Below are 7,998 nucleotides of genomic sequence, written 5' to 3' on the forward strand. Positions count from 1 at the left end.
GGACGTAGGTCGCATCGTCCATCCGAGCATCTCCAGCACCGATGCCAGCACCGATGCCGGATCAGATCACCGAAAAGCTGGACGCCGATAAACCTCCAAACAAGGCGGCCTTCGCCGGATGCGCACGTGCGATCTGGCGCGAGCGGACTTTGGAAACATCACCGCGCCGACGTGCCCGAACAAAACCCCGCTTCCGTTTGCCAGCGCCCTGGGCCTGTGCGCTCTGCCACGCCGCATGAATGGCCAAAGTCGAGCTAAGGGATGGTCTGAGCCATACCCGCAACCCGCGTAGCCGAGCGATGATATAGCTCTTGTGAATGCGTCAGCGCACTAATCCCAATCCTCTGCACGCCGCTCCTGTCTTCGCATCCGCTTAGCCAGCCCGCCCGAACGAATAGTACCACACGTCTCTAGATCACCAATCACTCGTGTAAGATATAACGTGTGCCCGGTACGGGAAAGCCTAGAAGTAATCTTATCTAATATTCCAGCATCATCTGCGATTAAAGCTATCGCCCGGGGCGGCCAATCGGAATTCACAAACGCACGTATGAGCGATCGCCTTAGTTCCTTACCCTTGTCCCAATCTACATAAAAATAGAATAGCTCGATTAGAGTTAAGCGACCTGATACGGTCGCAGAATATACAGCCGGGAACGATATCTCTAGCAACGCGCAAAGGTTCATGTAGGGATGAGACAGTGCGACCTGAACACTTTGTGCATCGAGTAAAGTAAGATCGCCTGAGTAGCTCGCAGCCCGCGACATCTTAATGAGATCAAGCCATTTCGCGGTGTTACTATCCGACCAGTGCGCACGAAAGTCATGAAAAGCGGCATCAATAACAGAGGAAAGAGCTCTATCTTGCCTCAACACCAAAGTTGGACCCAATAAGCAAAGCAGCATCCATACGCGCTCGCCCATATCTCGTTGCGACGGGCCGTATTTACTCAAAAGACATTCATTTCGCCATAGCTCAGCAATGTCGCTGGGCGCCGAAAACCTCAAAGCGTGCTGGACGGGCCGCCATTCAAGCCAGATGTGTGCGGTGCCCTCCAAGATAAGGTTACGAATAATCGCGCGCACAACAGATTCAAGGATATTGTGGACCAGGACCGACAACGTGCTACGGTCCAAATCTTCCGCAGCAGCCCACTTGACCGGATTCCCGGGCAGCCCGTCCCCAAAGATTCCGGATTCAACGTAGCTCAGAGTTACCCGAACAGCCTGCTGCCAGAGCGCGCGATGAACAGACGATCCATTGAGCAAAATATCGATCATTTTTAGAACGTGACACTGGCGCACGTAAGGCATCTGCTCCAATATATCTTGGCGCGATAGCAATAAAACAACAACCTCCTTTCGAACATCTTCAGGTAATGTCTGTAAATCGAGAACCAACTCGACAGTTTGGACAGAGGGTTCAACTACTCTCGCCCATATTTCAGCGATTTTGACGTTATTAAATCCAGCGGAGGACACGTAATCCAGAAAAACGCTCGAATAATGCGGGGCCGCTGCCGTCAGAGCAGACCACATCTCGGGTTGAAAGTGATCCAACTGGCCAGAACTGAGTACGGCTCTAATAGCCTTCTCAGACGCACTCCTTCCCGCCACAGCGATGACTGCTTCGAATAATCTCGGGTCAGTTGCGAGAATTGGGCTATCGGCGAGCTGATTTGAGATTGACGTCCGCCTGGACGGCAACGCACGCTTCATCCATAAAAGAGCGGTTTCCGACATTTCTCTTGAATTTTGCGCAATACTAAATTCTTCAGAATACCTCCGAGCCAGTGATGGCTTATAACGTAACATTTCATCAATGAGATCAGGCGCCGTCTGCTCCAGCTTGTTGAGCAAGTTGGTTATTATAAATTTGCAATCTGCGAGCCCCGTTGCAACAATGAGCACCAGTGCCGTGGAGCGTGTTTTGGCTCTAAGTAAGATCTGAAGGCCAATCTCCGGATCGGCCGCAACCACAGCCGATCCAAGCTTAAGCAAATTTGCCCTCATTGGCTTGAGACGTCGAAAGGCGGGACGTGAAAGACGGTTGAGTATCGCCCCAATCAGTTTCAGCTGGGATTGCGGACGTTCTTTCAACGCTCGATCTATCGCGTATTGAGCCGCCTCTCGCTTGCGCTCTATACCGGCGCTCTCAGCCGGAATGAGAACTGCAAGCACATCCATTGCCGCAACCGATGAGGCCGGGTTCTTATCTGCCTGCTTTTTAAGGCCATCAAGGACAGCAATCTTTAGCAGCGCGGTGGGATCTGCCGGCAGGGACTCTTTAAAACCCTCTACTTCTGGGGCAGAGCGTCCAAGAGCAAGCGACCTTGCGATCAAATCATCGAGGGGTTCAAACCGCGGATCGTCCGCCGCCTGAGGCGATTCGCGAATGATGTTTCCGGCCTCCAAGTCGCTGAATCGGCTCAAGGCAGCGGCCGGTGCGAAAACAATCCGAAACGGATTATCTTGAATAAATCTCATTTTCAGAGCGTGCGTGCATGCACTGAAATCAGCTCGAAGCGAGGGCCACACAAACTCGAGTAAATCTATAAGCATCTCGTCTGGATTCGGCGAGTCTAGCCAAACCAATGGTCGACGTCCTTCCGCAAAAAACTTCCGAGCAAACACCTGAACCCTATGGGCGCGAGGATTTAAGGTGCTTTCTTTGTTCGGCAGAAAAGATGAATCAATCAGCGCGGCTGGATTTTCATAGACAGAGAGGTTGTTCCTTCGCGGCTGAATAAATAGATCGAACACGGCCCGAGCCGAAATTCCTTGCCGCCACATCCACATTGGAACGAACAACGTGTGAGTTAGTACGCATCCCTCGCGTGGCGCCTCGTAGTCAAGCCAAGTCCGAGCGATTGCATAATGGGTGGCGTTCGGCAGCGGATATGATGTCAAATAGGGAGGTATCTCATCCCGCAGTGGCAGTCCGGAAAGATCGCTTAGTGACGTTACGACTTCCTTATCCTTTCCCCGTAGTTGAAAACTGCCAGCAAGCCATTCGTGGCCACGGCGGTATCCATGAACGCTTTGCTCTATTAGGTCGTTGCTCATGCGAGCTTATTCCCAGCCCGGCTCAAAGCCCATGCAACTGGAAGCGCAAGATTGCTACTTTTCTCGGGCCGTCCTTGCAGCTCATGCCAAACGTAGCCAGCAGCGTGCCCATTTATACTGTCGAGGAATTTGTCTCGGTATTCAAGATCATCCCTTAGATCCCCGCCAACAATTGATACGCCAAAATTCTTTGTCTCAAAACGTTCTCGGTTGCTCTGAAGAAAATCGGAAAGTAAGCGAAATTCTTGTCGTAGGTACACACTTGGGCCGGCTGCTTGTTCTGAATCTGAAAGGCGGTCCCAAGCCGTGACTACTATGCCAATTTTTGGCTTAACAGCCGGACCTCCAACAGAACGATATAGGCCCAGCAAGGTTTGTATCCAATCTACAAGCACCACTTGTGTAGGCGGCTCTTCTGACATTTTTGGCTTCGGAATACTTGGGTCGAGATTACTACCGGCCCCATAGAACTGCTCAAGTGTCTGCCAATCTAATTGTGGAACGTTTTGATCGAAGAGAGCCCGGACAAAAACTAAGAACGTTGTTTCTTTAGTAATAAGCTGAGACCAATCTGATGGCCATCTACGGTCTTTGTATATCTGGACCCACTTCTCCCCCTTGAAGTCGGGAAGCAGTAACGTTGACGGATCTCCGGAAACAAGCAACGGTATCTCGCACATTGCCGCAATAGGCTCATTTGTACGCCCAAAGAAATTCCCGCCTAGAAGCGCGTCTGCGCCTGCATTCAAGTACTCCAGATCATCTGGTAGGCCGTTCGGCCGAAGCATCCCGTCCTCTTTGTCGCGGATAGCCAGCCAGAATCGTATCAAGTAATTTGACTTACCCGTTTCGTGTCCTCCGACAAACAAAACGGTGTTGCCGCTAGCCATCAGCCGACATCCGTATCTTGTGAGTTATTCCAGCCGTAAAAGCGTGCTGGCCGAGGTTTTTCTCCGGCGTATGGCTCCCTATGCGGTAACGATGTGCTAGCTTGAAGGCAGCTCATCAACGCTTCGAAAACGCCTGTCCCTGATAGAACCGTCGTGTTTCCTGAGAACGTGGATATGACAGTCCCTTTAGCTCGGAAACCGGCTTGATTAGCATGCCCCACTAATTCATCTAAGATAGCTGGTGCGTTCATTTCCAGATGGTCGCCCCTGGTTAGCACGATACTAAGGGCACAGCCTTGGGGGGCAAGCAGCTTTGCCCGGTCGATCAAGATTTTGTGCTGGTTAGCCACTTGACCTCGTCGTTCCTTGTCAATCAGGCTCGTCCCATCCATCATGATCAATATGGCATCTGATCGATCAAGGAAGGCTAGGCGGTCCCCATATCTGGCTTTATCAATCCATGTACGCGTCCATTCTCCCGGTAGATCGGTCAGAAAGAGTCGTAGGTTCTGCTCAGACGCAATGTGTTGAAGGTCCAGGTGCATGAAGCCTGCGCCGCGCCCCTCTTCGTACCTGGTTCGGTATGTCAGTCGTTCTGGCGTTTTGCCTGGCTCCCACTCTCGGCTTTTTCGGGTCCTCGCCTCGAAGCCCGGTAAGGTCATGCTGCCGCTGAACCGGTAGCCCTTTAGTTCCATCCCGCCTCGCGCGGCCATGCAGTAGAGACTGCAGAGGAAGCTTGTCTTGCCAGCATCGTCAGCCCCGAGGATGGTTACGACATGCCCGTACTCCGTTTCCATAAGAGATTGAAGATCAGACAGTCCTAATTCCATCCCGGGATGGATACGGCGTTCATGGTGGGGGTCATCAAGATCGATGGACCTCAGTTCGGGCGGCGCACTTAGGGCTAGGGAAGCCGCCTGATTGATTTGATCCTCAAGCTCATCAGAGGAGTCGTCGGCGGATTCGGTGGCATTTTCGCAGTGCGAGATTGCTCCTGTGCGAGCACATGGCCCATCTTGTGCGATTAGGCAGCCTTCTACTTTACATTCAACTAAAACTGACATAAGCTAGCGTCCCGAACGCTTAGTTGAGTAAGATTTTAAAAGAATTCGCTCCGCAAATACCTGAGATGCGAACTCATTTGCATTGATTGTTCGTGTCTTAAACCAACCGTTAATTTTCTTATTAAATGGGTTTCCATCAGACTGCTGTTGGACAACCATGTTAGATGCAGGAAAAATAGTGGGCAAACGAAGCACAAGATCTCTACTCGATCCGGAAAGCAATAGAGCGCTCCAAGCATTACTGGATACTTCTGACAATAGAACCTCTAAAGTGCCAGATCCATCTTGCGTTGATCTGATTCCTATTATTCGCTTAGACAAAGCAGCCAACCCGCGGGTTGCAGGTGGATCTACTATCTCAGCAAGTTCCGCCCCGGCGATCAGCGCAGCTATTCCCGAATTGAGGGTACTATATGATGCGGATAGCTTGTACGAACGCCCACCGAATACCCACTAAAGCGCGTTGAGTTCTTCGCGATCTTTGTTAATTTCAGCTTCTATTTTTTTCAAGGCGTCCGAAAGCAATTTGGGCAGGTCGGGTGCGTCGCCAGATTTATCAACTGCGGCCTCGAATGCCCCGGCGGCAGTATCGCTTCGCGTCCGACGCCGCTCGTCTAATCTATCCAGGATGCGCTCGGCGGCGTTTAGCAAGCCAGCAGCGCGAGCTTGTGCAAAGCTCCCGGTCGGTGGCGTTCTGTGCCTCAGCGCTGCCACCACAGCTCCGGCAAGCAGAGCGCCGTCACCGTACCGCGCGGGAGCCGCTTCCAGCACTGAGGTAAGCTTTTGCTCCACGGTGAACCCTGCGAGAATGCGTGGATCAAGCGAGACGATGGCGGCGTCTTTATCGAGGGTAGGCTGCTGCTCCTCAATGGCTTCAATTGCCACTTGGAGCATAGGACCGTCGCTTCGCGGCTCATTGTCAAACGCTTCCACCGCCAAGCTTACTATATCTAGCGGTATAGCAGCCGCCCCCGGCAATCGCGCTGCCAGCTTATTTGCGGCCTGCCGTCGTTGGGTTAAACGGTCGTCGTTTAATTCGATGTCCGAGAGACGATACCAGTCGCCAATTGACGCGGACATTCTAACTCCTTGTTTTCAGAACGGGTTTTTGCGCTGGTGTGCTGGCGGAATTGCTGTCATCGCGGCGTCCCAGAGCTCTTTGGACTTGACCGTATTGCCGAAAGCTCGTTCGAAAGCCGCGACTTCAAATGGATGAGGGACAAGAGTGTTGCTCGACGGAAGCAGATTTAGCTGACGGAGGATGTCCTGCCGGGTTTGGCGGTCTAAGTGCCGCCAAAATAGGAATTTCAGCACCTCCATCGGCCGCTCATCGATTGCGCTGGCGACGTGGGAAGCAGGAGGTTTCATAGCTTCCTCCGTGGTAGTCCCTTCTCTCGGCTTAGCAGTCGACAGGTCGATGCCCGAAGTAACCGTCTTATTCGAGGGCTCTTCTTGCGCAGATGATTCGCCTAACAGGTGCTCGGGATGCTCTTCAAGAACGTGTATGGCCGGCCCGCAATCAAGTCGAAAATCGCGGTAAACTATATCACCTGTCCGCTGATAATCGCCGGCGAAGCTTGTGGTCGTCGGGTTCCAAGCGCGTGGATAAACTCGTACGTTTAAAATAGCCCGATCCGAGTCCGAGATCCACGATAATTCAATCCAGTTGTAGGAGTAATTATATACTTCTGAAAGAGCGTCAGGATTAAGGGCGCCAGCGGCGAGATGGAGATGTTCAAATTTACTATTTTCACTAACTGTAAAATTAGCCAGATGCTCATGGCCTGTCATAAACACTCTGGCCCTTTGCGCTATATATGGCCGCGCATTCACTCGATCCTTGAACCATCCTATTGGGTGGTGAAGTAGATAAACCTGCTCAACCGCATCATCTCTCGGGATAGAATACTGTGCAGCCCCCATGAACATCCCCCCTTCGGAGTCGTCGAGGTCGCTAATCAGTACAGAGCACAGACCGACAATTCGTATCGCTTTCCCACCCGCAAGTTCATAATCTTTAGTGTGGAATGGCATACTTATATTTTTTGGCGCACATTCATACGCTTCCGCAAAACTGAAATAGCTATCAAGTTTTTCTATTAACGGACTATTCGGATCGGACAAAGCCTGCGATAACTCCCCGGCGCACACTGCAGGCGCGAGGGTCCGGAGGTGTTTCTGAGCCTGCTTCCCCAAGTAACCTAATCGCGCGACGTCAACATCATGGTTGCCTGGTATGAGGCGAACCTCACGCTCGCCGCAGCCGACTGCAGCTGCTACGCGGTCCAGCCACTCACCTGCTACTTTGTATTGCTCCTCTTTCCCGGCATACGCGATGTCTCCTGTCACCAGTATGGCTGTCGCCGGGCCTCCAACAAGTCCCTGCGCGACGGCTTGGCGGCAGTCGCGAAGCAACTCCTCCCGCACATCGTTGTGACGGGGGAGCTCCTCTGGGCGCTCCTGGCCGAAATGGATGTCCGAGAGCTGAAGGAACCTAAGCGTGCGATTGACGGGCATTCGCAGGGGATTCGGACATAGAGGGGAGGAAGGCCAGGCGGCCGGTGAAGCAACGTTGGATTGCACCTTGTTGCTGCGGCTGACAACACCCCATGCCGCTTGTTCGCTGACGGAGCACCCGGAAAGGGCCGAGGTTTTATCCCGAATCTAACGCTGTCTTCCTCCTTAGCATGCCAACGATGAAGGCAGGACGATCCTCGACTCCCTCTCGGTACGGTCCAGTATCGTAAATCAATCGCTGCGAGCTGCGCAGGAATGCGATACCCGCGAGATGGCAGGCCATCCGAAGGAAGTGCGGCAAAGTGTGTTTAAAATCGTGGCGGTGGGTCTTAGAGCGTCTAACAGAACCGTCTGCATTGGTTGAGTGTGACGAGGGCGCAGGCGAGGGTCGTGAAGGCGAGATGGATGTCCGCGCGGCGTTCGTAGCGGATGGCCAAGCGTCGGAATCGCGCCAGCCACGC

The 7,998-nt window shown here is 52.8% G+C and carries 5 protein-coding genes and 2 pseudogenes; all 7 read right to left on the reverse strand.

From position 1 onward, the window contains the following. Positions 1 to 330: 330 nt before the first annotated feature. A complete protein-coding gene (locus FV242_RS31225; protein WP_147941633.1) occupies positions 331 to 3,066 on the reverse strand; it encodes a hypothetical protein in 2,736 nt (911 codons plus the stop codon). Next, on the reverse strand, positions 3,063 to 3,956 hold the full coding sequence (locus FV242_RS31230; protein ID WP_147941634.1) for a hypothetical protein: 894 nt from the start codon (positions 3,954 to 3,956) through the stop codon (positions 3,063 to 3,065). The genes FV242_RS31225 and FV242_RS31230 overlap by 4 nt, the downstream gene beginning before the upstream one ends. Beyond that, on the reverse strand, positions 3,956 to 5,020 hold the full coding sequence (locus FV242_RS31235; protein WP_147941635.1) for a hypothetical protein: 1,065 nt from the start codon (positions 5,018 to 5,020) through the stop codon (positions 3,956 to 3,958). The genes FV242_RS31230 and FV242_RS31235 overlap by 1 nt, the downstream gene beginning before the upstream one ends. 3 nt (positions 5,021 to 5,023) lie before the next feature. Further along, positions 5,024 to 5,461: pseudogene (locus FV242_RS36425) on the reverse strand (GTPase-associated system all-helical protein GASH); the annotation flags it as partial. 12 nt (positions 5,462 to 5,473) lie between these two features. Further along, the gene (locus tag FV242_RS31240; protein ID WP_147941636.1) at positions 5,474 to 6,100 is read right to left on the reverse strand and encodes a GTPase-associated system all-helical protein GASH; all 627 of its coding nucleotides are present in this window, start codon (positions 6,098 to 6,100) and stop codon (positions 5,474 to 5,476) included. 15 nt (positions 6,101 to 6,115) lie between these two features. Further along, positions 6,116 to 7,537: a metallophosphoesterase gene (locus FV242_RS31245; RefSeq protein ID WP_147941637.1), complete on the reverse strand. Its 1,422-nt coding sequence runs from the start codon at positions 7,535 to 7,537 to the stop codon at positions 6,116 to 6,118. A 338-nt stretch (positions 7,538 to 7,875) separates the two neighbouring features. Further along, positions 7,876 to 7,998 (reverse strand): annotated as a pseudogene (locus tag FV242_RS31250) (IS5/IS1182 family transposase); the annotation flags it as partial.

It is taken from the genome of Methylobacterium sp. WL64 (genome assembly GCF_008039945.1).
Classification (GTDB): Bacteria; Pseudomonadota; Alphaproteobacteria; order Rhizobiales; family Beijerinckiaceae; genus Methylobacterium.